The organism is Streptomyces sp. NBC_00370 (assembly GCF_036084755.1).
In the GTDB taxonomy this organism is placed as follows: domain Bacteria; phylum Actinomycetota; class Actinomycetes; order Streptomycetales; family Streptomycetaceae; genus Streptomyces.
This window is the reverse complement of record NZ_CP107968.1, coordinates 7176715-7201960: the sequence shown is the minus strand read 5'-3', so window position 1 is coordinate 7201960 and position 25246 is coordinate 7176715. Positions and strand designations below refer to the sequence as shown.

The 25246-nt window shown below is 71.1% G+C and carries 22 protein-coding genes, 1 pseudogene and 1 riboswitch; of the genes and pseudogenes, 8 read left to right on the top strand and 15 right to left on the bottom strand.

Annotation, left to right across the window (positions count from 1 at the left end; genetic code table 11):
• Positions 1-49 precede the first annotated feature (49 nt).
• Positions 50-1276, top strand: coding sequence for a Glu/Leu/Phe/Val dehydrogenase dimerization domain-containing protein (locus tag OHS57_RS32005; RefSeq protein WP_443043001.1), 1227 nt, complete (start codon positions 50-52; stop codon positions 1274-1276).
• 188 nt (positions 1277-1464) lie between these two features.
• The gene (locus OHS57_RS32000; protein WP_328585215.1) at positions 1465-2343 is read left to right on the top strand and encodes a carbohydrate kinase family protein; all 879 of its coding nucleotides are present in this window, start codon (positions 1465-1467) and stop codon (positions 2341-2343) included.
• A 52-nt stretch (positions 2344-2395) separates the two neighbouring features.
• On the opposite strand, the gene OHS57_RS31995 is transcribed toward OHS57_RS32000, so the two are convergent.
• Positions 2396-3424 carry a DUF6745 domain-containing protein gene (locus OHS57_RS31995; protein WP_443043110.1) on the bottom strand — a complete coding sequence of 343 codons (1029 nt, stop codon included), beginning with the start codon at positions 3422-3424 and terminating at the stop codon, positions 2396-2398.
• 129 nt (positions 3425-3553) lie between these two features.
• Positions 3554-3883, bottom strand: a complete 330-nt coding sequence (locus OHS57_RS31990) for a hypothetical protein (RefSeq protein ID WP_041993189.1) — start codon at positions 3881-3883, stop codon at positions 3554-3556.
• Between the two features lie 181 nt (positions 3884-4064).
• Here OHS57_RS31990 and OHS57_RS31985 point away from each other — a divergent pair, with 181 nt between their 5' ends.
• The 5 genes from OHS57_RS31985 to OHS57_RS31965 are packed head-to-tail and all read left to right on the top strand — an operon-like array spanning position 4065 to position 9269.
• Complete coding sequence (locus OHS57_RS31985) at positions 4065-5018, top strand: STM4015 family protein (protein WP_328584157.1); 954 nt, start codon at positions 4065-4067, stop codon at positions 5016-5018.
• Positions 5011-6144 carry an STM4014 family protein gene (locus OHS57_RS31980; RefSeq protein WP_328584156.1) on the top strand — a complete coding sequence of 378 codons (1134 nt, stop codon included), beginning with the start codon at positions 5011-5013 and terminating at the stop codon, positions 6142-6144. The genes OHS57_RS31985 and OHS57_RS31980 overlap by 8 nt, the downstream gene beginning before the upstream one ends.
• Before the next feature lie 16 nt (positions 6145-6160).
• Positions 6161-6973 carry an STM4013/SEN3800 family hydrolase gene (locus OHS57_RS31975; protein WP_328584155.1) on the top strand — a complete coding sequence of 271 codons (813 nt, stop codon included), beginning with the start codon at positions 6161-6163 and terminating at the stop codon, positions 6971-6973.
• Positions 6970-8334, top strand: a complete 1365-nt coding sequence (locus OHS57_RS31970) for an STM4012 family radical SAM protein (protein ID WP_328584154.1) — start codon at positions 6970-6972, stop codon at positions 8332-8334. The genes OHS57_RS31975 and OHS57_RS31970 overlap by 4 nt, the downstream gene beginning before the upstream one ends.
• 8 nt (positions 8335-8342) lie before the next feature.
• Complete coding sequence (locus OHS57_RS31965; protein ID WP_328584153.1) at positions 8343-9269, top strand: STM4011 family radical SAM protein; 927 nt, start codon at positions 8343-8345, stop codon at positions 9267-9269.
• Here the strand turns inward: OHS57_RS31965 and OHS57_RS31960 are convergent.
• Entirely contained in the window at positions 9216-10040 is an 825-nt protein-coding gene (locus tag OHS57_RS31960) for an SGNH/GDSL hydrolase family protein (protein WP_328584152.1), read from the bottom strand. The genes OHS57_RS31965 and OHS57_RS31960 overlap by 54 nt on opposite strands.
• A gap of 162 nt (positions 10041-10202) precedes the next feature.
• On the bottom strand, positions 10203-11063 hold the full coding sequence (locus OHS57_RS31955; protein ID WP_041993173.1) for a M23 family metallopeptidase: 861 nt from the start codon (positions 11061-11063) through the stop codon (positions 10203-10205).
• Positions 11064-11066: 3 nt separating this feature from the next.
• Positions 11067-11224: riboswitch (cyclic di-AMP (ydaO/yuaA leader) on the bottom strand.
• 379 nt (positions 11225-11603) lie between these two features.
• Between OHS57_RS31955 and OHS57_RS31950 the strand changes: the two genes are divergently transcribed.
• A complete protein-coding gene (locus tag OHS57_RS31950; protein ID WP_328584151.1) occupies positions 11604-12422 on the top strand; it encodes a tyrosine-protein phosphatase in 819 nt (272 codons plus the stop codon).
• A 31-nt stretch (positions 12423-12453) separates the two neighbouring features.
• Here OHS57_RS31950 and OHS57_RS31945 read toward each other — a convergent pair whose 3' ends face one another.
• From OHS57_RS31945 to hpnC, 11 genes and pseudogenes are all read right to left on the bottom strand, one after another.
• Positions 12454-12606, bottom strand: a complete 153-nt coding sequence (locus OHS57_RS31945) for a DUF6126 family protein (protein ID WP_198533344.1) — start codon at positions 12604-12606, stop codon at positions 12454-12456.
• 35 nt (positions 12607-12641) lie between these two features.
• On the bottom strand, positions 12642-13265 hold the full coding sequence (locus tag OHS57_RS31940) for a helix-turn-helix domain-containing protein (RefSeq protein ID WP_041993167.1): 624 nt from the start codon (positions 13263-13265) through the stop codon (positions 12642-12644).
• A 64-nt stretch (positions 13266-13329) separates the two neighbouring features.
• The gene (locus OHS57_RS31935; protein ID WP_041993164.1) at positions 13330-14733 is read right to left on the bottom strand and encodes an aspartate aminotransferase family protein; all 1404 of its coding nucleotides are present in this window, start codon (positions 14731-14733) and stop codon (positions 13330-13332) included.
• On the bottom strand, positions 14730-16616 hold the full coding sequence (gene dxs, locus OHS57_RS31930) for a 1-deoxy-D-xylulose-5-phosphate synthase (RefSeq protein ID WP_328584150.1): 1887 nt from the start codon (positions 16614-16616) through the stop codon (positions 14730-14732). The genes OHS57_RS31935 and dxs overlap by 4 nt, the downstream gene beginning before the upstream one ends.
• Positions 16617-16747: 131 nt before the next feature.
• Positions 16748-17767, bottom strand: a complete 1020-nt coding sequence (gene hpnH / locus OHS57_RS31925) for an adenosyl-hopene transferase HpnH (RefSeq protein ID WP_041993158.1) — start codon at positions 17765-17767, stop codon at positions 16748-16750.
• A gap of 5 nt (positions 17768-17772) precedes the next feature.
• Entirely contained in the window at positions 17773-18420 is a 648-nt protein-coding gene (locus tag OHS57_RS31920) for a phosphorylase family protein (RefSeq protein WP_041993155.1), read from the bottom strand.
• Positions 18420-20417: a squalene--hopene cyclase gene (shc, locus tag OHS57_RS31915; RefSeq protein ID WP_328584149.1), complete on the bottom strand. Its 1998-nt coding sequence runs from the start codon at positions 20415-20417 to the stop codon at positions 18420-18422. Before shc ends, OHS57_RS31920 begins: the two co-directional genes overlap by 1 nt.
• A gap of 122 nt (positions 20418-20539) precedes the next feature.
• The gene (locus tag OHS57_RS31910; RefSeq protein WP_241778686.1) at positions 20540-21655 is read right to left on the bottom strand and encodes a polyprenyl synthetase family protein; all 1116 of its coding nucleotides are present in this window, start codon (positions 21653-21655) and stop codon (positions 20540-20542) included.
• Positions 21652-23064, bottom strand: a pseudogene (gene hpnE / locus OHS57_RS31905) (hydroxysqualene dehydroxylase HpnE); the annotation flags it as partial. The gene OHS57_RS31910 and the pseudogene hpnE, both read right to left, overlap by 4 nt.
• Positions 23065-23134: 70 nt before the next feature.
• Positions 23135-24085, bottom strand: a complete 951-nt coding sequence (gene hpnD / locus OHS57_RS31900) for a presqualene diphosphate synthase HpnD (protein ID WP_198533343.1) — start codon at positions 24083-24085, stop codon at positions 23135-23137.
• Positions 24082-25002: a squalene synthase HpnC gene (gene hpnC / locus OHS57_RS31895; RefSeq protein ID WP_041993143.1), complete on the bottom strand. Its 921-nt coding sequence runs from the start codon at positions 25000-25002 to the stop codon at positions 24082-24084. Before hpnC ends, hpnD begins: the two co-directional genes overlap by 4 nt.
• Positions 25003-25246 lie beyond the last annotated feature (244 nt).

The window sequence follows — 25246 nt, the reverse complement described above, 5'->3', positions numbered from 1 at the left end:
CATGCCGGGGATCAGCGAGAATTCCGCGTCACCCCCGCAAGAAGTCGACATGACCGAGGAGACCCACCCGATGACGCCCACCCCGCCCGGCGACGCCCCGCTGATCTCGCTCACCTGGACGGACCACGTCACCGGGCGCAAGGGATATCTGGTGGTGGACCGGCTGGTACGCGGCGTGGCCAGCGGCGGACTGCGGATGCGCGAGGGCTGCACGCTGTCCGAGGTGGCCGGTCTCGCCCGCGGCATGACCATGAAGGAGGCCCTGCACTTCGACGCGGACGCTGCCACGGCCCGCTACGTGCCGCTCGGCGGCGCCAAGGGCGGTGTCGACTGCGACCCGCGGGACCCTGGGGCGTACGACCTGCTTGTCAGGTTCCTGCGTGCCACCCGGCCGTACGTCGAGTGCTTCTGGACCACCGGGGAGGATCTGGGGCTGAGCCAGGAGACCGTGGACCGGGCCGCCGCCGAGGCCGGTCTGGTCTCGACCGTCCAGGCCGTCCATCCGCTGCTCGACGACGAGACGGCGGCCAGGCGGCGGCTCGCCGACGCCTTCGCCGTCGAGGTGGCGGGGATCGGTCTCGACGCGCTGGTGGGCGGCTGCGGCGTCGCCGAGTCGGTGCTCACGGCGCTGGACAGGGCGGAGGTCGGCCACGACGGGATCAGGGTCGCCGTGCAGGGCTTCGGGACCATGGGCGGGGCGACCGCGCGGTTCCTGGCCGAAGCCGGGCTGCGGATCGTCGCCGTGGCCGATGTGAAGGGCACGATCGCCCACCCGGACGGTCTTGACGTCGAGGCGCTGCTGGCCGCCCGTGACGGGTACGGCACGGTGGACCGGTCCGCGCTGCGGCCGGACGACCGGGAGCTGCCGGCGGACGGGTGGCTGTCGGAGCCGGCCGACGTGCTGGTGCCCGCCGCCGTCTCGTATGCCGTCGATTCCGTCAACCAGGCCCGGATCGGGGCGCGTTGGATCGTCGAGGCGGCTAACATGCCGGTGCTGCCCGAGGCCGAGGAGCTGCTGGCGTCGCGCGGGATCACGGTGCTGCCCGACGTCGTGGTGAACTCGGCCACCAACGCCTGGTGGTGGTGGACGCTGTTCGGCGACATCGGTCCGACCGCCGACGAGGCGTTCGCCCACATCCGGCGGTCGATGCGCGCGCTGGTCACCCTGGTGCTGGAGCGGGCCGAGGCCGAGGGGACCACTCCGCGCGCGGCGGCGCACGCGGTCGTCGCGGACCGGCTGCCCGTCATCGCGCAGCGGTACGGCTGGTACGGCTGAGGCGGGCGGTGCGGGTGAGTAGGGTGACGGCAACACATCAGCACCGGTGTTCGACACCGGCGCGTGCCGACGCATGACGACCCACCTCAACGTTCACAACTCAAGGGGAGACTGTGGCGCAGCGCCAGACCGACGGGACCGACGGGACCGACGGGACCGAACAGGCGGCTCGGCCCGGACTTGATGTGCTGGTCGTCGGGGGCAGCGGGGTCGACACCGTGGTCCGGGTCGACTCGCTGCCCGTGCCGCTCGCCGACTCGGTCGGGGTGGGGCCGATCATCGAATGGCCGGGCCACTCCGGCGGCAATGTGGCCCTGGGTTGCCGGCGGCTCGGGCTCGATGTCAAGTTCCTCGACTTCATCGGCGAGGACAGGACCGGTGAGCAGGTGCGGGAGCGGCTCACCGAGGGCGATGTCGACTTCGAGACGCTGATATCCCCGGCCGGCACCCGAAGGGCCGTCAACTTCGTGGAGAAGACCGGCCGCCGGATGTCCTTCTTCGACGCCCGCGACCCGGCGGAGCTGCGGATGCCGCGTGAGTTCTATCTGCCGCATCTGCGGCGGGCCCGCCATGTGCATCTGTCCGTCACCAACTTCGCGCGCCATCTCTTCGACGACATCGAAGAACTCGGTGTTCCGGTCTCGACCGATCTGCACGACTGGGACGGCCTGGACGACCATCACAGGGAGTTCGCGCTCCGCGCCGATCTGGTGTTCCTCAGCGCGTCCGGGTCCGGCGGGCGGATCGCCCAGCTGATGAAGGAGATCCTGCGCGAGGGACGGGCCGAGACGGTGATCGCCACCGCCGGCGCCGGCGGCTCGTACCTGATGTCCCGTCAGGGCAGCCGCTCACCGCGCCCGATCCCGGCGACACCGCCGCCAGGTCCTGTGGTGGACTCCAACGGCGCGGGCGACGCGTACGTCTGCGGTTTCCTGTACGGCCGGCTGACCGGCCGCGATCTGGAGGAGTGCGCACACCTCGGCGCCGTCGCCGGTGCCTACGCCTGCACGGGCGAGGGACCCGCTTCCCTGATCGACAGGGACGCGCTGCTCGCCCGTACGGTCTGAGAGGACGGCCCGGGCCACCGGCCTCCCCCTGTCCGGCCGCGGGGCGGGCGCCTCAGGTCTGCCGCACCGGCTCGTACGTGTCGGCGTCGAGCCCGAAGGTCCAGGCCACTCCCTCCTTCGCGGTGCGTGTCGCGGGCGGCACCCGCAGCCAGTACGTGCGGTGTTCGCCGTCAGGCTCGGGGGTCGCGTTGACCACCTCGACCATCACGACGGCCTCGTCGCCCGGCAGCTCCGTCCGCCACAGCACCCCGGTCTCGTCCCGGTGCACGGGCCGGGCGCCGGACTCGGCGAGGAAGCGGTCGTAGCCGTAGTGCTCCAGCATGACGCGGCGCAGCTCCGCGTTCTCCTCGCCCCGTATCCGCTCGGGCGTCAGCGAGGGCAGCTCGTCCAGGAACGTGGCGGGTACGGGCATGCCGCGCCACGCGTACAGCGCGAAGCCGTCCGGGTAGGCGAGCGCGGGCCCTTCCGCGTGGTCGAGCCGGCCTGCCTCGTCGCGGTACAGCGCGACGGGCCGCTCGCAGATCACCGCGACGTTCTCGTAGGGCCACCACCAGCCCGCGTGCTCGGCGACGGCGGCCAGACCTTCGAGCCTGGTACTGCGGCCGTCGAAGGCGGCGAGCCAGGCGGCGTCCTGCTGGCCGAGCACCGCGTCCAGCAGGACGGAGCGCACCCGCGCCGCCTCGGCCAGGTCCTCGCCGCCCGCGGTGAGGGAGTCGACGACGCCGGTGCGTATCCGGTCGGCGAGCAGCCGCGTGGTGTCCCAGAGCCGGGCGCCGGTCGCGCTCCAGTGGGCGGCCCAGCCCGCCGGGCCCAGCGCGTCGTGCACCCTGCGCCGCTCCTCCGCCCAGGGGCGGGTGCGCACCTCGTCGCGCACGGAACGCCCCGCCCCCGCGCCCGCCAGGGCCCGCGCGGTCTCGGCGCCGGCCAGCGGTGATCCGGCCCACCGGATCGTGGCCGGCTCGGCCAGCCCGGCGCTGCGGTAGGCGAGCCGCACCCCGCGCTCGGCCGCCGCCCGGTCCGCCGGACCCGTCGCCGCGGCGACGACCCGCCACTTGTCCAGCTCCTCCACACCCAGGCCCATGCCCGCACCCGTGCCGTCGTCCGTACCGATGTCCGTGCCCATGCCGATGTACACGCCGCTCATGTCCGAAGCCCCTCCGCTGTCATGTCCGTCCTGCCTCCGCCCCCGTCGCCGCGCCCCTCACCGGGCTCAGTCGGCGACGACACGCACGGCCCCCGGCAGGTACTCCCGCTGGCGCACCACCCGGAACCAGCCCTTGGGCAGCGGTATCGCCGCGTGCTCCTCGTGCACCACCCGTCCGCCGTCCGGGAGATGGAGGTACATCGGCCCCGACTCGTCCCCCGGCACCCGGATCAGCCTGCCGGGTCCGGTGACCGCGTGGGCATGGCCCGTGACCTCGCCGAGCGCCAGGACCAGCCGCCCCCGGGCGTCCCTCGGGCCGCCGTCGGCCGTCACGAGATGCGGCGGCACCGCACTCTCGGCGACGGGCATGATCAGCACGTCTCCCTGCCGGAACATGGCTCTCCCCTCGACCGGCCGGCGCCGAGTGCGCCGAACCTGTCTCCGACGCTAGAGGCCGGGTCTGACAATCGGCCCCGGCCGCGCACGACCGGCCCCCCGCCGAGGGGCGTTGTCAGTGGGACTTGGTACAACTTCGCCATTGGCCCGTCAATGCCGCCCGGTGTCAGGAGCATCAGTCATGTCCATCTCGAACCATCTGCAGGAGCTCTACGGCCTGCCCGCGTTCGACTTCCCCGGGGGCGGTGTGACGGAGCCGCTGCCCGAGCCCGGCGCCGTGGCCTGGCGCGTCTCCGTCGACTCGTACGAGGCGGAGGAACCGTGGGAGGCGGCGTTCGCCCGCTTCACCGAGACTGTCGACACCACCGAGGTCCAGGCGCTCATCATCGGTTCCTGGAGCGACGCGTACGAGTCGGGACCCGACGAGGTGATCGCGGCCGTCGTGGCGGCGCGCGGGCAACTGCCCGAGCTGCGGGCCCTGTTCCTCGGGGACATCACGTTCGACGAGTGCGAGATATCGTGGATCAACCAGACCCTGGTGACCCCGCTGCTCGACGCGTTCCCCGCCCTGCGTGAGTTCGGTGTGCGCGGCGGCACGGACCTGCGCTTCCCGCCGGTCAAGCACGAGCAGTTGCGGTCGCTGACGATCGAGACGGGCGGCCTGGACGTCGAGGTGGTGCGGGGCGTCGGCGCGAGTGAGTTCCCCGCGCTGCAGCGGCTGGATCTGTGGCTGGGCGTCGACGACTACGGCGCGAACGCGGAAATCGCCGATCTGGCACCGTTCCTGTCCGGGGCGCGGCTGCCCGCGCTGCGCCATCTCGGCCTGCGCAACAGCCAGCTGCAGGACGAGATCGCCACCGCGCTGGCGGGCGCGCCCGTCGTGGCCAATCTGGAGACGCTCGACCTGTCGATGGGCACGCTCGGCGACGAGGGCGCCGAGGCGCTGCTCGGCGGTCAGCCGCTCACCCACCTCAAGCGGCTCGATCTCAACCACAACTACCTGGGCGAGATCATGCGGCAGCGCATTGTCAGCACCCTCGGGGAGGCCGGAGTCGAGGTGGACGTCTCCAACACCACGGAGGCCGACACGGAGGACGACGGCACCGAATGGCGCTACGTCGCGGTCGGTGAGTGATCAGGTGAGTCCCGGGCAGGGCGGCCTGGTCGTCGTGGGCAATCCGGGCAGCCGCCGCGTCGGCCTGTTCCAGGACGCCGTGCGGTCGGCCGGGCTGCCCGCCGCCCGGGTGCTGGCCTGGCGCGATGTGCTGGGCGGCCGGGGCTCGTTCACGGCCGGCGAGACGGTACGGATCGAGTCGCCCGGCGAGGACCCCGAGGTGGACCGGCTGCTGCGGGGCGCGGTGGAGCCGACCCGGGTCGAGGGTTCCGCCCGCTGGTACGACACGTTCACCGCTGCGGTCCGCCGGCTCGGCCGACTGGCGGAGACGGCGGGTGCACGGCTGCTGGACGACCCCGCCGAGCTGGCCGTCCTCTTCGACAAGCGGCTGTGCCACGGCGTCCTCGACCGGGCGGGCGTGAGCGTGCCGTCCTCACCGACGTCAGGTCCCAGCGCGGCGCCCGTGTCCTGCTGGGACGACGTGCGGGAGCTGCTGGCCGGTGCCGGGCTGCGGCGCGCCTTCGTGAAACTCGCCCACGGCTCGTCCGCTTCCGGGGTGCTCGCCGTCCAGACGGCGGGCCCCGGGCGGGTGCGCGCCACCACCTCCGTCGAAGTGGACGGCGCGGGGCGGCTCTACAACTCGCTGCGGGTGCGCACGTACACGAGCGAGCGCGAGGTCGCCGCCGTCGTCGACACCCTCGCGCCCGACGGTCTGCACATCGAACGGTGGCTGCCCAAGGCGGCGCAGGACGGCAGGTCGGCGGATCTGCGGGTGGTGGTCGTGGCCGGCCGCGCCACCCACGCCGTCGTCAGGACCAGCGCCTCCCCGATGACCAATCTGCACCTCGGCGGCGCCCGCGGTGACCTCGTGGCCGCCCGGGCCGCCGCCGAAGCGGCCGGCGGCGACGGCTGGGCGGGCGCGCTGGCTCTCTGCGAGCGGGCGGCGGCCTGCTTCCCCGGCACGCACTGCGTGGGCGTCGATCTGCTGCCGGTCACCGGCTGGCGCCGGTTCGCCGTCGGCGAGGTCAACGCGTTCGGTGATCTGCTGCCCCGGCTCACCGGGCTGCCCGGCGGCGGAGCCGAGGGGCTCGACACCTACGCGGCGCAGCTCGCCGCACTTCCCGGGAGTGCCCGTGCGTACGTCTGACCGTCACACACCGGACATGAACGAGATCGTCGGGCAGGACGATCTGCTGTTCGTCACACTCGACACCCTGCGCTACGACGTCGCCGCCGCGAGCGCCGCCGCAGGGCGCACCCCGAACCTCACCGCCCGGCTGCCCGGCGGCCGATGGGAGCGCAGGCACGCGCCCGGCAGCTTCACCTACGCCTCGCACCAGGCGATGTTCGCCGGCTTCCTGCCCACCCCTGCCACCCAGGGCCCGCATCCGCGGCTGTTCGCAGCGCGGTTCGACGGCAGCGAGTCGACCGCCGAGCGGACCTTCGTCCATGACACCCCCGACCTGGTCTCCGGTCTCGCCGCCGTCGGGTACCGCACGGTGTGCATCGGCGGGGTCGGCTTCTTCAACCGGAAGGGCCCCCTCGCCTCCGTACTGCCCGGGCTCTTCCAGGAGAGCCACTGGGAGCCGGAGTTCGGTGTCACCTCACCGGTCTCCTTCGAGGCGCAGATCGACCGCGCGGAAGAGGTCATCGCCGGACTGCCGCAGGAGCAGCGGCTGTTCCTCTTCGTCAATGTGTCGGCGCTGCACCAGCCCAACTGGTTCCATCTGCCCGGCGCCGACCGCGGGGCGGGCGATTCGCTCGCCACCCACACGGCCGCCCTGGAGTACGTCGACCGCCATGCCGGCCGGCTGTTCGGTGCAATGAGCAGCAGGCGCCGCTGCTTCGCCGTCGTCTGTTCCGATCACGGCACCGCCTACGGCGACGACGGCTGGAGCGGCCACCGGCTGGGCCACGAGGTCGTCTGGACCGTGCCGTACGCCCACTTCTTCCTGAACCCAGGTGACACCCGATGAGGACCGCACGCCCGTACGAGAGTTATGTGTACGCCTATCCGCACAAGACGGCGTACCGCGAGCTGCCCGACCTGCCGCCGCTGCGTGAACTGTGGGCGGGGGAACGGACCGAGGCGCTCTCCCTCTATCTGCACATCCCGTTCTGCGAGGTGCGGTGCGGCTTCTGCAACCTGTTCACCCGGGTCGGCGCGCCCGACGAGCTGACGACGCGCTATCTCGACGCCCTCGACCGGCAGGCCAGCGCCGTGCGCGACGCGCTGGGCGACGCCAGGCCCGTACGGTTCGCGGCGGCGGCTTTCGGCGGCGGCACCCCCACCTTCCTCACCGCGGCCGAACTGGACCGGCTGTGCGACATCGCGGAGAAGCGCACCGGCGTCGACCTGCGCTCCGTCCCGCTGTCCGTGGAGACCTCACCGGCCACCGCGACCGCCGACCGGCTGGCGGTGCTCGCCGACCGGGGCACGACGCGGCTCAGCATCGGCGTGCAGAGTTTCGTCGACGCGGAGGCCAGGGCGGCGGTCCGTCCGCAGCGCAGGGCCGAGGTCGAGGCGGCCCTCGGCCGGATACGTGACACGGGCGTGCCCGTGCTCAACATCGACCTGATCTACGGCATCGAGGGCCAGACGGCGGCCACCTGGCGCAGCTCGCTGGACGCCGCGCTGGCCTGGCGCCCGGAGGAGCTGTATCTCTATCCGCTCTATGTGCGGCCCCGCACCGGCCTGGCCCGCCGCGAGAGCGCCGCACAGACCCGGGACGACGCCGCGGCCCGGGACGACGAGGCGGCCTGGGACGCGCAGCGGCTGCGGCTCTACCGGCAGGGCCGTGACCACCTGCTGGAACAGGGCTACGAGCAGGTGTCCATGCGGATGTTCCGCAGGCCGGGCTCGTCCGTCCCGGCGGCGGACGACTACGCCTGCCAGAGCGACGGCATGATCGGCCTCGGCTGCGGCGCCCGCTCGTACACCTCCCGGCTGCACTACTCCTTCGACTACGCCGTCGACATGCCGAAGATCAGGAACATCATCGACGACTACACGGCGACCGAGGACTTCTCCCGCGCCCGGATCGGCTTCGCGCTCGCCCCGGACGGGGACGAGGCCCGGCGCCGCCATCTGCTCCAGTCGGTCCTCCAGGCGCGGGGCATGGCGACGGCGGAGTACCGGGAGCGGTTCGGCAGCGCACCCGACGAGGACTTCCCGGCCGAGCTGCGGTTCGCGGCGGAGCGGGGCTGGCTCGACGCGGAGGCCGGCGCCGGCCTGCTGCGGCTCTCGGCCGAAGGTCTCGCGCACTCCGACGCGCTGGGTCCGCTGCTGTTCTCGCCCGCCGTGCGCGCGCGTATGGCCGCCTACGAGACGAAGTGAGCGGCGCCGTGGACCTGACGATCCTCTACCGGGGCCCGCTGGCCTCCTGCGACTACGACTGTCCGTACTGCCCCTTCGCCAAGCGGCGCGACAGCCGCGAGCAGCTGCGCGCCGACCGCGCGGCGCTGGAGCGGTTCGCCGGCTGGGCCGCCGGGCGGACGGAGGACCGGCTGTCGCTGCTGTTCACGCCGTGGGGCGAGGGTCTGGTCCGGTCCTGGTACCGCAGGTCGCTCGCCGAGCTGTCCCGGCTGCCGCACATACGGCGGGTCGCCATCCAGACCAATCTCAGCGCACGCGCCGACTGGCTGGACGACGCCGACCCGGACACGCTCGCCCTGTGGTGCACGTACCACCCGGGGCAGACGCCGTACGACCGCTTCCTCGCCAAGTGCGAGGAGCTGACGGCGCGGGGCGTCCGGTTCAGTGTGGGGGTGGTGGGTCTTCCCGAGCATCTGGAGCACGCCCGCAGACTGCGCGCCGCGCTGCCCGGCCAGGTCTATCTGTGGATCAACGCGGCCGAGGGGCACACCTACACCGACGAGGAGGCCGCCCGCTGGACGGACCTCGACCCGCTGTTCCCGTACAGCCGCCATCCGCACAGGTCGGCGGGGCTGCCGTGCCGCACGGGCGAGTCCGTGATCTCGGTGGACGGTGCCGGTACGGTACGGCGCTGCCACTTCGTCCCGGCCGAGCTGGGCAATCTCTACGACGGTTCGTACCGCGCGGCGCTGCGCCCCCGCGCCTGTCCGCTCGCGGTGTGCGACTGCCACATCGGCTATGTGCATCTGGAGACGCTGCCGTTGTACGACGTGTTCGCCGGCGGTGTGCTGGAGCGGATCCCCGCCGCGGCCGGCAGGCCCGGGTCTCCCCCGGGCGGGCTCTCAGTGGTCCAGCGGGAGCAGGTCGGGCCGCTTCGCGGCGACATGGTCACCTGACGACTCGCCGCGCAGCCGCCTGCCGATCCAGGGCACCAGGTGTTCCCTGGCCCAGTTGATGTCGTCGCGCCGCACCTCGAAGGCGCCGCGCGGTGCCTGCGGTGGCCAGAGCTGGTCCGGGTCGGCCGGTACGTCGAGGCCGAGCACCTGTGCTGCGCGCAGCGCGACCCGGGTGTGGCCCTCGGGGGACAGATGCAGCCGGTCGGCGTCCCAGGCGCGCCGGTCCTGCACGGACCTCAGGGACCAGAGGTCGAGGACGGGGCAGTCGTAGCGGTCGGCGATGGCCCGTACATGGGCGGTGTAGGTGGCGATCTTGCCGCGCAGATGGCGCAGGACGGGCACGCCCCGGGTGTCGAACCCGGTGGTGATCATGACGGCGGGTACCGCGCCCGCGAGGTCGGCGACGGCGCGTTCGAGCCGTTCGGCGACATCGTCGGGGTCGGTGCCCGGCCGGATGATGTCGTTGCCGCCGGCACAGAACGTCACGAGATCCGGGGCGAGTTGCTTCGCGCGCGGAATCTGCTCGGCGACGATCTGGTCGAGGAGCCTGCCCCGTACGGCGAGATTGGCGTAGCGGAAATCGCCGTGGGCCGTGTCCACGGGTGCGTGGCACACCGGCAATTGGTCGGCGAGCAGGATCGCCAGCCGGTCCGCCCAGCCTATGTACCGGCCGTCCGGCCCCGGATCTCCTACACCTTCGGTGAAACTGTCACCGATCGCGGTGTACGACCCGATGACGTCATGTCTTCTTGATCTCGAATCGTTTGCCACGTCTCCATATGCTCCTCTTACGGATGTGACCTACGCGACCGTAAGGAGGGGTTGACGGGTGGTGAGAAATGCCACCGGTCAAGTTCTGCAAAAGCCGGAATAGCCGCCGCCCGCGACGAAGCGGACGGCGGCCATTCCGGTTGATCGACGTGGCGGGACGGTTCAGACCGTGACGCCGTGCGCGCGCAGGTAGGCCAGCGGGTCGATGTCCGAGCCGTAGTCGGGGCCGGTGCGGATCTCGAAGTGCAGGTGCGGGCCTGTCACATTGCCGGTCGCGCCGGAGACACCGATCTGCTGTCCCTCGGTGACGGTCTGCCCGGCGGAGACGTTGAGGGACGACATGTGGCCGTACTGCGAATAGTCGCCGTCGCTGTGCCGGATGACGACCTGGTTGCCGTACGAGCCGCCCCAGCCCGCCGTGACGACGGTGCCGGCGGCGACGGCCTTGACCGTGGTGCCGGTGGGCACCACGAAGTCGGTGCCGGTGTGGTAGCCGCTGGACCACATGGCGCCGTTCTGGTGGTACGGCGTGCCGATGGGGGCGCCGTCGACCGGCAGGGTGTAGCCGCCGTCGGTCTGCTTCGTGGCGGCCGCCGGGGTCGCGGTGGCGGCGGTGGTCTTCGCCGCGGCGCTCGGGGCCGCCGCCGCCGGTGCCTTCGCGCCGATGGTCAGCTTCGTACCGGGCCTGATCAGGGACGGGTCGGAGCCGATGACCGAGCGGTTGTCGTCGTAGAGCTTGTGCCAGCCGCCGCTCACCTGCTCCCTGGCCGCGATCTTGGACAGATAGTCCCCGGGGACCACGGAGTACGTCGTGGCCGCCTTCGCCGGGGCGGTCCTGACCGACGCTGCCTTCGCCGGGGCCGCCTTCACGGGCGCCGCGGTGGGTGCGGCGTGTTCGGCCGCGTGGGCGCCGGTGGCGCCGATGAACGGCATCGCGAGCGCGGCGCCGCCGGCGCCCGCGGCGGCGAATCCACGGGCGAGTGAACGGGACTTGGGACGGCGGTGCTTACCCTTTCCGGGCATGGCGAATTTCCTCTCCTGCGCCTGCGAGGTGAGCTGTCGGGTTAGGGCCGGAGCTGCCCTGCCGCGCTTGTCGCGCGACTTCACCCCAAGCCGTCCGGACATCCGGAATCGGCGTACTACCTGGGTCCCCCGCTCCTGCCACACGTGGGTGGATGGGAATTCCGGGCGGCGGCAGGATTCGGCGTTCCGCTCGGATTGACGGTGACGGTAAGCGAGCGGGGACGGCGGTAACAAGCCGTTCGGTGAATTCACCCACGGCCGCCCGGACAACACGTCGGAGCGCCGGTCACCCTGCGTGGATTACGGATCTTCGAATTCCCCCGGACCACGGAATTCCGTTTCTCTCCTCCGCCACGGACCGTCACCGATATGATCCTGCTCACCAGCATGGCGCCCATTTCCCCCGCGCTCGGGGCACGTTGGGTCAATGTTCCCAATACGGACACCCGATACGGGCAGGTCACGTCAGAACCGATGCCATAAAGTCGGAAGCCGACATCGCCGTCCCCCCGGGTCGGCGCCAGATCTGGAGGAGCTTCCGTGACACAGCAGCTGCCACCCGTCCCGTCGACAGAGCCCGAGCTGACCGGAGTACGCAATTTCCGTGACGTCGGCGGGCTGCCGACGACCGACGGACGGCGGGTGCGGCACGGCAAGCTGTTCCGCAGCGGCCATCTCGCGTCGGCCGCCGCCGCCGACGCCGCGTTCCTCGCCTCGCTCGGGCTGCACACGGTCTTCGACTTCCGTAACTCCGCCGACCTCAAGCTGGACGGCCCCGACATCGAGCTGCCCGGCGTGCGGAACGTGAACATCCCGCTCAGCGACCCGGCGGACGGCGCGCAGTTCTGGCGGCTGGTCCGGCAGGGCGATCTCGACCAGCTGCGGGCGATCCTCTCGGAGGACAGGGCCGCCGAGCGGATGACCGGCTCGTACCGGTCGATGCCCGTCGAGCGCGCGGCCGAGCTGAGCCGCGTCCTGCACGCCCTCGCCGACGACGACCTCCCCGCGCTGCTGCACTGCGCCGCGGGCAAGGACAGGGCCGGGGTGACGATGGCGGTGACCCTGCTGGCCCTCGGGGTGGACAGGGACGCGATCGAGGAGGACTACCTCAAGTCCAACGACCCGCGCAGGCGGTATCTGGTGCACCGCGACGACACCTCACCGACCGGGCGCTCCGCCGAGGTGATGGAGCTGCTCAGTCCGCTGTTCGAGGCCCGCGCCGCGTATCTGGCCGCCGCCTTCGAGACCATCGACACCACGTGGGGCTCCACGGACAGCTATCTGGCCGAGGGCCTGTCGCTGGCCCCCGAGACCCGCGAGCGGCTGCGCGCGAATCTCCTGACCGACGGCGACGCCTGAGGCGACCGCCGTACCAGCGGCAGTGACCGGCCTACTTCCCGACCGTGAAGAGCAGGTACAGGAAGCCGGCGAAGAGATGGCCGGCCACCAGATAGGCGAAGAGCCGCACGACGAGGGTCTTCGGCAGCGTCCACTCCTTGCGGGCGGGCTTGGGCGCGGGCTCGGTTGCGGGATTCTCCGACATGGGACGACCTCTTCTTCCGTGCGGGGGCGGGCAGGTCAGCGGCGATGGGCCGGGCCGCCGAGACACAGCTCGGCGGTCGGGCTCTGCAGCAGGGTGTGGACGAACAGCAGCTCGGTGCCCGGCGGACCGGCGGCGGCGATGCGGTGCGGGGTGAGCGAGTCGAAGTGCGCGCTGTCCCCCGGGTCGAGCACATGGACACCGTCGCCGAGGCCCAGCCGTAGCCGGCCTTCGAGGACGTAGATCCATTCCTCCCCCGGGTGCACCCTGATCAGGTCGCCCTGGGCGCCGTACGGCACGGTGACCCGCAGCGGCTGCATCGCCCGGCCGGAGCCGCCCGCCTGGTGGTACGTCCAGCCGTCGGCCTCGACGGCCTCGGTGCGTCCCGCGCGGACGATCGGGTCACGCTCGGGCGGCATCTCACCCAGCAGATCGGAGACCGTCGTACCGTAGATCCTGGCCAGGGCCAGCAGCATGGGCAGTGACGGCTGCCGGCCGCCGGTCTCCAGACGGGACAGGTGGGCGGCCGAGAGCCCCGCGCGCAGGGCGGCGGCCTCCAGGGTGAGCCCCCGGCTGCGGCGCAGTTCACGCAGCCGGGGCGCGACGCCCGGAAGTTCGTCGGGCAGCTGGTCCGCCGCCCGTCCGGCAGGAGGTGTGGTCATGCCTCCATTGCGCCAGGGATTTTCCTCCGAGGCAAATTTCTTGCCTCGGAGGCAAATGTCGCGCCTATCGGTTGGCGACCGCCTGCTTCACCAGTGTCTTGCCGAAGTCCCACATCAGTCCGCCGCCGCCGTGCGCGTCGTCCATGACGGCGGTGAAGGCGTCCACGAACCGGTCCACCTCACGCTCACCGATGGTCAGCGGCGGAATCAGCTTGATCACTTCGAGGAAGTCGCCGGACACCTGGGTGAGGATGCGGTGCTTCTGGAGCAGCGGTACGACGACCATCTGCGCGAAGAGCCCCTTGCGGGCCGCCTGGAGCATGGTCCAGCGGCTCCGCAGCTTGATCGAGTTCGGCCGGCCGAACTCGATGCCGATCATCAGCCCCCGGCCGCGCACGTCGTGCAGCAGCTCGTAGCGCGGCACCAGCTCGGCCAGCCGGGTCCTGAGCAGATCGCCGGTGGTCCTGGCGTTGGCGACGATCTGCTCGTCCTCCATCACGGACAGGACGGCGAGTCCCGCCGCCATGGCCTGCGCGTTGGAGCCGAAGCTCGCCGAGTGGACGAGCACCCGGTCCATCGACGAGTAGACCTTCTTGAAGATCCAGTCCTTGCCGAGGGTCGCGCCGACGGGTACGTAGCCGCCGGAGAGCGCCTTCGCCACACAGACCAGGTCCGGCTCCACACCGGCCTCGTGCTGGTAGGCGTAGAAGTCGCCGGTCCTGCCGAGCCCGCTCTGCACCTCGTCGGCGATCAGCAGCGCCTTGTGCTTGCGCAGCAACTCCTGGGCGCCGAGCAGGAATCCGGGCGGTGTCTCGTGCACGCCCTTGCCCTGGATCGGCTCCACGACGAAGCCGGCCACATCGCCGCGCTTCAACTCCCGCTCCAGCGCGTCCAGATCACCGAGCGGGATCGCGGTGTCGGGCAGCAGCGGCGCGAAGCCGTCCTTGAAGCTGGCCTCGCCGTTGACCGAGAGCGATCCCGTGGTCAGTCCGTGGAAGGCGTGCGAGGCGTAGAGGATCCTGGGCTTGCCGGTGGCGTAGCGGGCGAACTTCAGCGCGGTCTCGACCGCTTCGGTGCCGCTGTTGCCGAAGAACACCCGGTCCAGGTGCGGGGTGTGGGCCAGCAGCTTCTCGGCGAGCAGTCCCGGCAGCGGCTGGCAGTCGAAGCGGGTGAGGTCGGCCAGCGAGGCGTCGAGCACGTCGTGCAGCGCCTTGCGGACGACGGGGTGATGACGGCCGAGGCCCATCACACCGAAGCCGGCCAGCATGTCGAGGTAGTCGTTGCCCTCGGCGTCCCAGAAGTAGGCGCCCTCGGCCCGCTCGTAGACCCGGTCGAAGCCGATCGTGTGGAGCATGCGCGGGAGTTGGTGGTTGAGGTATTTGGTGTGCAGTTCGTAGCGCTCGGCGCCGCGCTCGGCGAGGAGCTGCGTCAGGTCGAAGCCCTTGGGCTCCTCCGTGGGCTGGGTCATTCCGTGCTCTCCTTGTGTGCCAGGGCGGCACTGATCCGTCCTGCGATCTCCACCGGTGTCAGTCCGATCTCGGCCAGTACCTCACCGCGTTTGGCGTGTGCCAGGAACTGCTCGGGGATGCCGAACGTCCGCAGCGGTACGTCAACCCCGGCGTCCCGCAGTGACTGTCCGACCGCCCAACCGACCCCGCCGCTACGGCTGTTGTCCTCGACGACGGCGACGAGCCGGTGCTGGGCAGCGAGCGGTGCGAGGTGTTCGTCGACGGGCCGCACCCACCGCGGGTCGACGACGGTGCAGCGCACGCCCGCTCCGGCGAGCAGCTCCGCCGCCTGCAGACAGGTGGCAGCCAGCACCCCGACGGCGACGAGCAGGACGTCGGCGGTCCCTTCGTCGGGCCTGTGCAGGACGTCAAGACCGCCCACCCGTCCCACGGCCGGTACGGGCTCGCCCACCGACTCCTTGGGGAAGCGCAGCACCGTCGGCGCGTCGTCCACCTCGACGGCTTCGCGCAGTTGGGCCCTGAGCTGGTCGGCGTCCCGGGGTGCCGCGATCCGGATCCCGGGGACACACTGCAGGATCGACATGTCCCACATGCCGTTGTGCGAGGGGCCGTCGACCCCGGTGACCCCGGCCCGGTCCAGGACGAAGGTGACACCGAGCTTGTGCAGCGCCACATCCATCAGCAGCTGGTCGAAGGCGCGGTTGAGGAAGGTGGCGTAGACGGCGACGACCGGATGCAGTCCGCCGGTGGCGAGTCCCGCCGCCGAGACGGTCGCGTGCTGTTCGGCGATGCCCACGTCCCAGACCCGCTCGGGGAAGCGCTCGGCGAACTTGGTCAGTCCCACGGGGTGCAGCATGGCCGCCGTGACGGCGACGACGTCGGGCCGCTCGGCGCCGATGGCGGCGATCTCGTCGCCGAACACCGACGTCCAGGAAGGGGCGCCGGGTGCCACGAGCGGTTCACAGGTCAGTGGGTCCATCACACCGACGGTGTGGAAGTGGTCGGCCTCGTCCTCAAGGGCCGGCGGGTAGCCTCGGCCCTTCTCGGTCAGTACGTGCACCAGGACGGGCCCGTGGAACCGTTTGGCGCGGTCCAGCGCTGACTCCACGGCCTCGACGTCGTGTCCGTCGACCGGGCCGATGTACTTGAGGCCGAGGTCCTCGAACATGCCCTGCGGGGCGAAGGTGTCCTTGAACCCCTTCTTGGCGCCGTGCAGCGACTCGTAGAGCTGTCTGCCCACCACGGGGGCGCTCTGCAGTCGCTCCTTGCCCCAGGCCAGCGCCCGTTCGTAGCCGTCCGTGGTGCGCAGCGTCGCCAGGTGGTCGGCGAGGCCGCCTATCGTCGGCGCGTAGGAGCGTTCGTTGTCGTTGACGACGATGATCAGGGGGCGGTCCGGGGCGGCGGCGATGTTGTTCAGCGCCTCCCAGGCCATCCCGCCGGTGAGCGCCCCGTCGCCGGTGACGGCGACGACATGGTGGTCCGTGCCGCGTACGTCCCGGGCCTTGGCGAGGCCGTCGGCCCAGCCGAGCACGGTCGACGCGTGGGAGTTCTCGATGACGTCGTGCGGGGACTCGGCGCGTGAGGGGTAGCCGGAGAGGCCGCCCTTCGCCCGCAGCTTGGAGAAGTCCTGCCGCCCGGTGAGGAGTTTGTGGACGTAGCTCTGGTGCCCGGTGTCCCACAGGACGCGGTCGACGGGCGAGTCGAAGACCCGGTGCAGGGCGATGGTCAATTCCACCACGCCGAGGTTGGGCCCGAGATGTCCGCCGGTTCTGGCCACTGCCCGGACCAGGAATTGCCTGATGTCCTCGGCGAGTTCACCGAGTTCACTTGTCGCCAGCGCCTTGAGGTCGTGCGGCCCCCGGATGTTCTCCAGGATCGTCACGCTCGGGCCCCCTCTCCGTTTCTGATCAGCTCACGGTGACGGCGGGTCCCCACCGCCCGCCGCCGGTCCGGACAGGCGGCGCCACGGCATGTGCCACGGCGCCGCTGCCCGGACCGGCGGTCACGGCTTCGTCAGCGCGTTCCGGCGACCGTCTCGCGCGCCGCGCGGATGGTCTCCTTGAGCGAGCCCATGGTGGCGAGGACGGCGGTCGGCTCGTAGCCGCAGTGGGCCATGCAGTTGGCGCACCGGTCGTCCTTGCCCCGGCCGTACTTGCTCCAGTCGGTCTCGTCGATGAGCTTCTGGTACGTCGGGACGTAACCGTCGGCCATCAGGTAGCAGGGGCGCTGCCAGCCGAAGAGCGAGTAGTTGGGAATGGCCCACGCCGTGCAGGGGAAGTCGGCCTTGCCTTCGAGGAAGTCCAGGAAGAGCGGCGAGTGGTTGAGCCGCCACTTGCGCCGGTTGCCACCGCCGAACGCCTTCTTGAACAGCTCCCGCGTCTGCTCGACACCCAGGAAGTGCTCCTGGTCGGGGGCCTTCTCGTAGGCGTAGGCGGGCGAGAGCATCATCTCGTCCACCTGCAGCTCGTCGTTGAGGTAGTTGAGCACCTCGATGATGTTCTGCGGGGTGTCCGTGTTGAAGAACGTCGAGTTGGTGGTCACCCGGAAGCCGCGCCGCTTGGCTTCCTTGATGGCCTCGACCGCCTCGTCGAAGACGCCTTCCTTGGCGACCGACTCGTCGTGCCGCTCGCGCATGCCGTCGATGTGGACGGTGAAGGCGAAGTAGGGCGAGGGGGTGAACTTGTCCATCTTCTTACGGAGCAACATGGCGTTGGTGCACAGGAAGACGTACTTCTTCCTGGCCACCAACTGCCGCACGATCTCGTCGATCTGAGGGTGCATCAGCGGCTCGCCGCCGGCGATGGACACCATCGGGGCGCCGGACTCCAGCACGGCACCGACGGCTTGGGCAACGGGCATGCGCTGCTTCAGCACACCGGCGGGGTGCTGGATCTTGCCGCAGCCCTCACATTTGAGATTGCAGGCGAACAGGGGTTCAAGTTCGACAATGAGCGGAAACTTCTCGCGCCTGCGAATCTTCTGTTCGACGAGATAGGTTCCGATTTTGATGGTCTGGCGGAGCGGCATGGCCATCTGGCTCACCTCCTGGGGAGCAGCGAAGAACGGTGCCATTCGTAAAAGGCCGGAAGGACGGCACGCAGTACGCGGAAGGCTGTGGTGCCGCCGCGTACGGTGCCGATACGGACAAGCTCGTGCTCCGGAGCGTCCACGACCACACGTACGGCCGCGACCGGGCGGGGCCCGGCGCTCAGAGCGGTTCGGAGTGTCGCCGCCGACTCCATGTCGACGGCGATCGCCCCCGTGGTGCGCAGTTCGGCCCGTTCCTGGCCGCGTACCACGTGGTCCGACCCGGTCAGCGGTCCGGTGTGGACCGTGTGGCCGGGCACGGCCCGGGTCAGCGCGTCGACGAGCAGTCCGGTGCCGGTGCAGGGCGTGACGCCGTGCGCGCTCCGGGTCTCGTCGGCGACAATCAGGTCCCCCGGGTGCATCCCGGGGGTGAGACCGGCACAGAAACCGGACGCGATGACCGCGGCGTCCCTGTTCCGGTCGGTGCCGAGGGTGCGTGCCACCGCACGCTCGGCATTGTCGGGCCCCATCCCGGTGCGCAGGACCGTCACCGGCCCCGCCGCGCCGCGCCTGCCGCGCAGGGCGAACCGCTCGATGCCCAGCGCGCAGGCGATCAGCAGCGGATCGGCGGGGCCTTCGGGGCCGGTGGATCTGCCCATCAGCTCGCCTTGCGGCCGTGTACGGCGAACGGTTCCCCGTTGACGTAACGGCCGAGGGCGGTGAGGGGGAACACCTGCCGGTAGAGGTGGTAGTTGATGGAGAAGTCCCACGGGAATCCGGTGCCGGTGAAGTACGGCTCGTCCCACGAGCCGTCCTCCAGCTGGGTGTCGGCCAGATAGGCGATGCCCCGCTCGACGGCCTTGCTCTCCTGCTCACCGGCCGCGAGGAGCGCGAGGAGCGCCCAGGCGGTCTGTGAGGCGGTCGAGGCGCCGTGCCCGATCCACTTCTCCTCGCGGTACGAGCGCAGGTCCTCGCCCCAGCCGCCGTCGTCGTTCTGCACCGATTCGAGCCAGGTCACCGCCCGCCGGACGGCGGGGTGCGAGACCGGCAGCCCGGCTGCGGTCAGCGCCGGCACCACGGAGCCCGTGCCGTAGACGTAGTTGACGCCCCAGCGCCCGAACCAGGCGCCGTTGGTCTCCTGTTCGGCGAGCAGCCACTCCACACCGCGCCGGGTGGCGGGGTGGTGTGCCTTGCCCTCGTAGGCCAGCATCTCGACGACATGTCCCGTGACGTCGGCCGACGGCGGGTCGATGACCTCGCCGAAGTCCGAGAACGGCAGCCTGTTGGGGAACGGGCTGGTGTTGTCGGCGTCGAAGGCGGCCCACGCGCCGTTGCGTGACTGCATGCCCATCGTCCACCGGGCGCCGCGCTCGACGGAGGCGTCGAGCCGTGCGGGCACGGGGTGTTTGACGCGGCGCAGCGCCAGGATGACCTCGGCGGTGTCGTCGATGTCGGGGTAGTTGTCGTTGTGGAACTCGAACGCCCAGCCGCCCGGTGTCAGGGCCGGCCTGCGCACGGACCAGTCGCCCGGCCGCGCGATCTCCTCGTTCATCATCCAGTCGGCGGCCTTGACCAGCGCCGGGTGGTCCGGACTCAGGCCCGCGTCGGCGAGCGCGATCGTGGCGAGACAGGTGTCCCAGACCGGTGACTGGCACGCCTCGATCATCCGGGCGCCGTCCTCGCGCCGCACGGCGAACCGGTCGAGCGATTCGAGTCCGGCACGCATCACGGGGTGGTCGATGTCGTAGCCGAGCAGATGCAGCGCGATCACCGAGTAGACGGCCGGCGGCTGGATACCGCCCCAGCAGCCGTCGTTCTCCTGCCGCTCGATGATCCAGCGCGCCGCCGCGTTCATCGCGGTACGCCGCACACTGCGCGGGGCGAGCTTGTGGTAGGCGTGCAGGCCCTTGTCGAGGCGCTGGAACACACCGTCCCAACTGGCGAGCGGCGCGATCGGCTTGCTCGGGTTGGGCCGGCGCACATCGCTGTGCAGCTCGTCCAGGGCGAAGGGAGCGGGCCGGACGGGACGTTTCGCCGAGACGATGGTCAGCGGCACGATGGTCTGCCGGGCCCAGCAGCCGAAGTCGTAGATGTTGAGCGGGAACCACTTGGGAAAGAAGATCAGCTCGGGCGGCATGACGGGGAGGTCGTCCCACTTCCACCAGCCGAACAGGGCGAGCCAGATCCGGGTGAAGACCCGGCTCTCGGCGATGCCGCCCCGCTCCCGTACCCAGGCGGAGGCGCGCGCCATGTGCGGCTCATCGGGCTTGTCGCCCGCCAGCCGCAGGGCGACGTACGCCTCGATGGTGGTGGACAGCTCACCGGGACCGCCGTAGAAGGTGGCCCAGGTGCCGTCGGCGCGCTGTTCGCCGCGGATGAAGAGTGCGGACGCCTCGGTGGTGCCGGCGTCCTGGATACCGAGGAACTGACGGAGCAGCAGGTCTTCCGCGTCCATCGTCACATTGGTGGCCAGGTCGCCCTTCCACCAGCCCTCGGCGTCCTGCTGGCCGAGCAGGTACTCGACCGATCGTGCGGTGGCCCGCTCTGCGGCCACCAAAAGGTCTCCGGCCGCGGCGATGGTGGTATCGGTCGGTCGGTTGGCCGAGGCTGCGCGGGGTCCCATAGCCCCGGTGCTTCCGTCGGTCGTCGCTGTCATGGCTTCCCCTTCGTGCAGTGGTGCTTCTGCTGTGCTGGGGTCTCCGTCGTCCGGTGCCCGACGGGCGGTGGACGGCGACTGTTGGGGCTATCCCCCAGAAGAGGCGTGTATGGGAATTCTGATCATCTCTTTCGTACGACGACGAAGTCGGCGAGCGCGACGAGCTGCGCCCTGACCTGTTCCGGCATGTCCACGGCCGCCAGCGTTTCGATGGCGGTGGCGTGCTGTCTGCGGGCTTCCTGAGAGGTCCACTCCCGGCCGCCCGCCTCTTCGATCAGCGCTGCCCTGGTGGCGAATTCTTCCTCGGAGAAGGTCTCGAAATCATTGCTTTTCGCGTCGGCGGCCAGCAGTTCGGCCAGCCGCTCCGAAGCGGGCCCGCCCGCGGCGAGCGCGGCGACCACCGGCAGTGACTTCTTGCGCTGCCGCAGGTCGCTCCAGGTCTGCTTGCCGGTGGCGTCCGGATCGCCCCAGATGCCGAGCAGATCGTCCACCGCCTGGAAGGCCAGGCCGAGATGGTGGCCGAAGGACTCCAGTGTGTCGGCGGTCCTGTCGTCGGCGCCGCCGAGCACGGCGCCGATGGAGACGGCGCAGGCCAGCAGGGCGCCGGTCTTGTTGCCCTCCATCAGCAGGCATTCCTCGACGGTGACGCGCTCGCGGTGCTCGTACGAGATGTCCTGCGCCTGACCGTCGATCAGCTTGCGGGTGGCGGCGGTGAGACGGCGTGTCGCGCGGCCTGCCTCGGCCGTGCCGAGCTCCAGCAGCACCTCGTTGGCGAGGGCGAACAGCGCGTCGCCGACGAGGATCGCCTGGGCGGGGCCGTGCACCTTCCACACCGTGTCGCGGTGCCTGCGCTGCTCGTCACCGTCCATCAGGTCGTCGTGCAGCAGCGAGAAGTTGTGGACGAGTTCCACGGCGACGGCGCCGGGCACACCCGTCTCGGGTGACGCGCCCGCCGCCTCGGCGGAGATCAGCGCGAGCGCCGGGCGTACGGCCTTGCCGCCGTCGCCGTCGGCGGGCCTGCCCTCGGCGTCGATCCAGCCGAAGTGGTAGGCGGCGACGGTGTCCATGGGCGGGGCGAGCCGGTCGACGGCGGCGCGCAGCACCGGGGTGGCAAGCGCACGTCCCCGCTCCAGGAGCGCGAAGACGTCCGCGGTGTCGACAGCCGGATCGGCCGGGGGCACAGTCGGCACGGTCTCTCCTCTTGTTCCAGTACTCGTCGGTGCAGTACTCAGGCTCATGCCGCCTCCTCCAGCGGATGTTCATGGGGGTGGCCGAGCTCGGAGAGGGCGGCGCCGGCAGCGCTGAAGCCGCTGCGCACGGCGCCCTCCATGGTCGCGGGCCAGCCGGTGGCGGTCCACGCACCGGCCAGGAAGAGGCCGGGCGCGTTGGTTCGGGCCGCTGGCCGCAGCCGGCCCACCCCGGGCGTGGGGGCGAAGGTCGCCGTCCGCTCCCGGGTGACGAAGAAGTCCCGCACCTCGGCGCCGCGCGCGGCGGGCAGCAGCCGCTCCAGCTCGGGAAGGTAGCGGGCGCGCAGCTCGGAGACCGGTGTGTCGATCTCGTCCTGGGCCGCCGACTGGGACACGGCGAGGTACTGGCCGTCGGTCAGACCCGAGGCGTCCGTGCGGTCGAAGACCCACTGGACGGGCGAGCCGAGCGCGGCGAAGAAGGGGCGGCGGAGCACCTTGCGGTCGTAGACCACATGGACGTTGAGGATCGGCGCCGTGCCGATGTCGAGCAGGTCCCCTGGCCGGTCGAGGGCGCCTTCGGGGAGCAGTGCGTGTGTCTCACGCTGCGCCATCGCGAGGACGACCGTTGCGGCTTCGAGCCGTTCGCCGTCGGTGTCGACGTACCAGCCGCCGTCGGTGGCACGGGTGACGGCGTTGACACGGGTGCGCAGTTCGGTGCGTACCCCGGCCGAGTCGAGTGCCTTGCGGGCCAGCTTGTCGTGCAGTTCGCCGAGCGGGACCCGTGCCCAGCCGATGTCGGCCGCGCCGGGTTCGGAGAGCAGGCCGGTCTTGAAGACCATCGCCGCGAGCGCCAGCGAGGAGTGCGGGGCCGTGGCGTTGAGGGTGGCCACACCGACCAGGTCCCACAGCGCCTCGACGGTGCGCTGCGACTGTCCGTGCCGGCCGAGCCAGCTCCCGAAGTCGGTGTCGTCCAGGGCGGGATCGGCGAGGTCGAGAGCCTTGAGCGCGAGGGCGGCGCGGCCGACGGAGGCCCGTTCGGCGAGGGACAGGTGCGGGTAGCGGGCGAGCCCTGCGGCGAGGTGCAGCGGTACGGGCAGCGCGTTGCGCCGCAGCCGGCCGAGTCTCGGCTCGGGGCGCCCGACGTCGAGCACCGGTACGTCGAGCCGGTCCTGCAGCGGTGCGAGGCCCGCGCCGTCGACCCGGTCGAGGAACCAGCGGTACGCGGTGCAGCAGCGCAGGTACACGTGCTGGCCGTTGTCGACGGTCAGTTCGCCGCGCCGGAAGGAGAAGGCGAGACCGCCGAGCCTGGGGCGTCCCTCGACCAGCGTCACCCGCACTCCGGCGTCGGCCAGCTGCAGCGCCGCCGTGATTCCCGCGAGTCCGCCGCCGATCACAACGGCGTGGCCGGAACCGGACGGTGTGGCCTCGGCCGTTGTCATGCGCGCTCCCCTCGGACTGTCGCAGTCAGGGACGCGCTTTCCTTGTGCGGGGTTGTCAGGGCGCGGGAGGCGACTTCGGCGATCTGCCGCATCAGCCGCGCCTCCTGATGGTCTGCCTGGAGACATGGCGGGCATCGAGACCGGAAAGCCCGCGCACGGCAACATACGCCTTCTCACGCCCCGGTAGTGAGACCCTGCCCCGCAGAACCGCCTCGGGATCACGTTCGATGCGGTCGAGGAGGCGGCGGTAGATGCCCGCCATGGCCGCGACGCAGGCGCCGCTGCGCCGGTCGAGCATCGGCAGCAGCCGGTAGCCCTCGGCGAACAGCGCGCGGGCGCGGCGCACCTCGAAGTGCACGAGTCCGGCGAAGTCGGAGCCGGCCGGCGGGGTCGCGCTGTGGAACCCCACGGAGCAGCCGAACTTGGCGAGGTCGTCGGCAGGCAGGTACGTACGCCCGTTGCCCGCGTCCTCCCGTACGTCCCGGAGGATGTTGGTCAACTGGAGCGCGAGCCCCAGCGTGTCGGCGTACTCGGCGGCACGCTCGGCGCCCGGTACGCCTGCTCCGGTGCCGAACACGCCGAGCGAGAGCCGGCCGATCGCACCGGCGACACACCGGCAGTAGTTCTTGAGGTCGTCCCACGTCTCGTACGTCTCGCCGCGCACGTCCATCAGGACACCGTCGATGAGCTCGTCGAGCCCTTCGATCGGGATCGGGAAGCGGCGCGCCGCGTCGGCGAGCGCGACGGCGACGGGGTCCGTGTCGTCCTCGTCGACGGCGCCTTCCCTGATCCTGGTCAGCAGCCCGCGCGTCTCTTCGAGGCGGGCGTGTTTGGCATCGGCGGGGAGCGTCCCGTCACCGATGTCGTCGACCCGCCGGGAGAGCGCGTACAACGCGGACATGGCTTGCCGCTTCTCCAGCGGCAGCAGCCTGATGCCGTAGGCGAAATTCCGGGCCTGCTGCCCGGTCACAGCCTCGCAGTAGCTGTAGGCCGCCTGTACCGGCGCGGACATGGGTGTCTGTCCCTCCACGTTCCGGCTCACCCCTCTCTGTGCGCTCTTCGCAAGACAGCTCCCACTTCGCGCAGCAGACGCGGCTTGGTGGGTTTGGGCGGTCCGGGGAGCACATCGTGCCCGGCGGCCGCGATCGAAGCGAGGGCGGCGCGCCCTCCGGCCACAAATCCGGCGAGCAGCAGCTGGAGCCTGCCGTGGACGCTACCCACCAACGGGGTGCCTTCATTCAGCAGGGTGCCGGCCCGTTCGGCTTCGTAGGCGATCAGGGTGCGCACCGACGCGTTCCCCGAAGCCTCGGCCAGGTCCGCCTCGGTGACATGGAACCGTTTCATGTCGGCGGCCGGCAGATAGACGCGGTCGCGGCCCAGGTCCTCGGCCACGTCCTGCAGGTGTTCGACGATCTGCAGCGCCGTGCAGACCGCGTCGGAGCGGCGGATCCGCTCGGGGGTCGCCGTCCCGGTGATCTCCAGGACGAGCCGGCCGACGGGGTTGGCGGACAGCTCGCAGTAGGCGAGGAGGTCGTCGTACGTCTCGTACCTCCCCACCAGTTGGTCCTGGCGGTTGGCGGCGATCAGCCCGAGGAACGGGTCGAGACTGAGCGACCTGCGCCGCACGGTGGGCACCAGGGCCCGCAGCAGCGGATGGCCGGGTTCCGGCCCGCCGGACGCGAACACCCGTCGGAGGTCGGCCTCGAAGGCGTCGAGCATGACGAGCCGGTCGTCGGCCTGCGCCTCGGCCACCCCGAGATGGCGCGCGTCCGCGCCGCCGGGGGCCAGATCGCCGTCGCCGATGTCGTCCACGAGCCGCGCGAATCCGTAAACCGCCATCAGATCGCCCCGCCAGGCGCGGGGCAGGAAGAACGGGGCTACGGGGAAGTTCTCTTCCGTGGCCTTGTCCAATGTGCTGCGCGACGAGGCGTCAGGGCGCACCTGCGGAGCGCCCGTCACTGCGAGCTTCCCGGTACGGGGACGGAATAATCCTCGTGGCGCTGGAGATTTTCCGTCATTGCCGTCACATCTCCCGTTCTACACTGCCGACCTAATACATCCCATTTCGGACACGCCGCCCGCTTGTCCGAGTAAACGCCTTCGGGCAGGCGGAATGGCCAGGGTGTATCACCCCACTTGCCGCGAATTCAGAACCAGCTCAGCTTACGTTGTACAACGCGGACGACCACGCCGGGGTGTTGCG

Excerpts from the sequence above, each read along its gene's own strand:
- shc (WP_328584149.1), bottom strand. The coding sequence starts at position 20,417 with ATGACAGCGACGACCGACGGAAGCACCGGGGCTATGGGACCCCGCGCA.
- OHS57_RS31970 (WP_328584154.1), top strand. The coding sequence starts at position 6,970 with ATGAGGACCGCACGCCCGTACGAGAGTTATGTGTACGCCTATCCGCAC.
- OHS57_RS31995 (WP_443043110.1), bottom strand. The coding sequence starts at position 3,424 with ATGGGCCTGGGTGTGGAGGAGCTGGACAAGTGGCGGGTCGTCGCCGCG.
- OHS57_RS31945 (WP_198533344.1), bottom strand. The coding sequence starts at position 12,606 with ATGTCGGAGAATCCCGCAACCGAGCCCGCGCCCAAGCCCGCCCGCAAG.
- hpnH (WP_041993158.1), bottom strand. The coding sequence starts at position 17,767 with ATGGCCATGCCGCTCCGCCAGACCATCAAAATCGGAACCTATCTCGTC.
- OHS57_RS31990 (WP_041993189.1), bottom strand. The coding sequence starts at position 3,883 with ATGTTCCGGCAGGGAGACGTGCTGATCATGCCCGTCGCCGAGAGTGCG.
- OHS57_RS31985 (WP_328584157.1), top strand. The coding sequence starts at position 4,065 with ATGTCCATCTCGAACCATCTGCAGGAGCTCTACGGCCTGCCCGCGTTC.
- OHS57_RS31955 (WP_041993173.1), bottom strand. The coding sequence starts at position 11,063 with ATGCCCGGAAAGGGTAAGCACCGCCGTCCCAAGTCCCGTTCACTCGCC.
- OHS57_RS31935 (WP_041993164.1), bottom strand. The coding sequence starts at position 14,733 with ATGACCCAGCCCACGGAGGAGCCCAAGGGCTTCGACCTGACGCAGCTC.
- OHS57_RS32005 (WP_443043001.1), top strand. The coding sequence starts at position 50 with ATGACCGAGGAGACCCACCCGATGACGCCCACCCCGCCCGGCGACGCC.
- OHS57_RS31940 (WP_041993167.1), bottom strand. The coding sequence starts at position 13,265 with ATGACCACACCTCCTGCCGGACGGGCGGCGGACCAGCTGCCCGACGAA.
- OHS57_RS31910 (WP_241778686.1), bottom strand. The coding sequence starts at position 21,655 with ATGAGCCTGAGTACTGCACCGACGAGTACTGGAACAAGAGGAGAGACC.
- OHS57_RS31920 (WP_041993155.1), bottom strand. The coding sequence starts at position 18,420 with ATGGGCAGATCCACCGGCCCCGAAGGCCCCGCCGATCCGCTGCTGATC.
- OHS57_RS31975 (WP_328584155.1), top strand. The coding sequence starts at position 6,161 with ATGAACGAGATCGTCGGGCAGGACGATCTGCTGTTCGTCACACTCGAC.